Here is a 2,003-nt window from a genome sequence, read left to right as displayed (position 1 = left end):
GTAGTATGACGCAACATCCAACAGTCCCTTGATGTCGAACTCCAGAACCCAATCATACTTCCAGCACCGCTGTCGCGTCACGCCTACGGCATCGGAGCCGATTTACCGGGTCTGTAGCCGTAAGAATCCGCCAGAAAGATTGCGTCGAGAGCCGGCTCAATTAGTTGTTTGACAACCGTCTGTGCCACGCGGTCTGCCACAGTGGGCACCCCGAGGATCCTTTGGCCCCCACTCTTCTTTGGAATGGAGACGGCGCAAACAGGCGGCGGGAAGTAAGCGCCTGAGCTCATTCGATTCCAAATCTTGTAGAGATTACTCTTCAAGTCGGACTCGAACTGCTCAATCGTCACTCCGTCGACACCGGCTGCGCCACCATTGGATCGCACCTGCAGATATGCTTCGTACACCTCTCTCTTGTCGATGTTGAACGGTTTGCTCGGCTGGTTCACCGTCGTCCTCCTGTTGTCAGTTGCGACGATGGCCAGCCCACCTGATCCGATCCCTTCGCTCCGGCCCCATTACGAGCCTTCGTCGCTAATACGGATCGGTCCGTCCCAGTGCCCCGCGTCGGTAATCTCGCCTCGCGGTCTTCTCCGCTTGTGCTTCTCCCTTTCCATCGGAGCGACTGGTTCCTGCAGTTCCGCGGCAGCGCCTGCATCCGATTCACGCCCCCTCAACGCCGGTCGCCGCCCGCCCGGTCATCAGGCTTCCGGCGGGCTCATCCCAGAGGGACGACACACCTCTGGTTTTGACGACGATTTCCACGTTACGACGGTTCATCGGCGGGTTCATTTTCATTCGTCTCTCCGACGCCTATCCGTTCGGGTATTCCCGACCGTTAGCTTCAACGCTCACGACCGCGCCTCTTAAGCAAAGCCGCTTGAAGTGATTTGAGACCTACTCCTGAAAGTCGATCCCGAGGGGCCTACCCTCATCGCTGCCACAGCTTGTGCACACAGATTTTCAGATCATCTCGATCATCCTTTCTATCTGCTTCTGCAGCACACTGTCGGCGTGGATGCGCTCGGCCGCAAAGACATGGCTCCGGATCGTATCGACCAGCGGCATCAGAGTTGCCGCGGAGGCGCCCACCCAGTCCGCCAGCGTCGATACGTCGAGGTCGATGCCTTCGCGCTGGTAGACGTCGCTCTGACGGTTAAGTGGCAGGTGCAGGCCATACTTGGCGAACAGGACATGGGCCAGCAGCCTGGGTCCCGCACGCCCACGCGCAATCGGGTGCGAGGGGGCCGGCGGCTGGCTGATCGCTTCGCAGGCTCGGCAGACGAACTTCTCACGGACGTGCTGGATCACTTTCCACTGGCGCGGGATGAGCTCCAGCGTCTCGGTCACATCCTCGCCGAGCTTGCGCAATCGGTTGTCGCCGCAGCATGGGCAGGTCGCAGGCATTGGATACACAAGACGCTCCCGCGGCAGATGCTCCGGCAGCGGCCGGCGCGGCGGTTTGCGCCGCTCGAACGAGGGCACCGTAATCTTCTCGGTTGCGGCCATCTGCGCCGCGGTCTCGGCTTGCGCGGCGTTCTCCTCGAGATCGGCGAGCTGCAGCTCAAGCTGGTCCAGCAATGCGCCGCGCTCGGAGGATTGTCCGAACTGCTCGTGCCGCAGCTTCTTGATCGTGAGTTTGAGCTTCTCGATGAGCAAGGTCCCCGCGTGGGCCTCGGCTTCTGCGGCCAACCGGGCCGCGCGCTCGGCGCGCAGCATCGCCTTCAGGGTGGTCACATCGTCGGGGAGAGAATCATCATGGCCCATCGCCGACCAGAGAATCACAAGACGCCGGCTCTGTCCGAACTGCCAATTGTGCCAGCGATTCAAATCCCAGCGATCAGCCGGCCGCCTGCGGCCGCCAGGTGTGTTGCGGCATCCGCCAATTGATGCCCTCAAGCAGGTAGCCAAGCTGGGCTGGGGTGATGGTCACCACGCCATCGGCCGACAACGGCCAGAGGAAGCGGCCGCGCTCCAGTCGCTTGGCGAACAGGCACAAACCC

2 protein-coding genes and 2 pseudogenes are annotated in these 2,003 nt (G+C 61.6%); all 4 read right to left on the bottom strand.

The window, feature by feature from the left end; translation table 11 throughout:
* Positions 1-449 (bottom strand): annotated as a pseudogene (locus FXB38_RS41810) (reverse transcriptase domain-containing protein); the annotation flags it as partial.
* Positions 450-663: 214 nt separating this feature from the next.
* The gene (locus FXB38_RS44785) at positions 664-798 is read right to left on the bottom strand and encodes a hypothetical protein (RefSeq protein ID WP_256436599.1); all 135 of its coding nucleotides are present in this window, start codon (positions 796-798) and stop codon (positions 664-666) included.
* Positions 799-1,008: 210 nt separating this feature from the next.
* Positions 1,009-1,767, bottom strand: a pseudogene (gene tnpC, locus FXB38_RS41805) (IS66 family transposase); the annotation flags it as partial.
* A gap of 73 nt (positions 1,768-1,840) precedes the next feature.
* A complete protein-coding gene (tnpB, locus tag FXB38_RS41800; protein WP_347340274.1) occupies positions 1,841-1,999 on the bottom strand; it encodes an IS66 family insertion sequence element accessory protein TnpB in 159 nt (52 codons plus the stop codon).
* Positions 2,000-2,003 lie beyond the last annotated feature (4 nt).

This window comes from Bradyrhizobium cytisi, from assembly GCF_008123515.1.
GTDB classification, from domain to species: Bacteria; Pseudomonadota; Alphaproteobacteria; order Rhizobiales; family Xanthobacteraceae; genus Bradyrhizobium; species Bradyrhizobium cytisi.
This window is presented reverse-complemented; position numbering and strand designations above follow the sequence as displayed.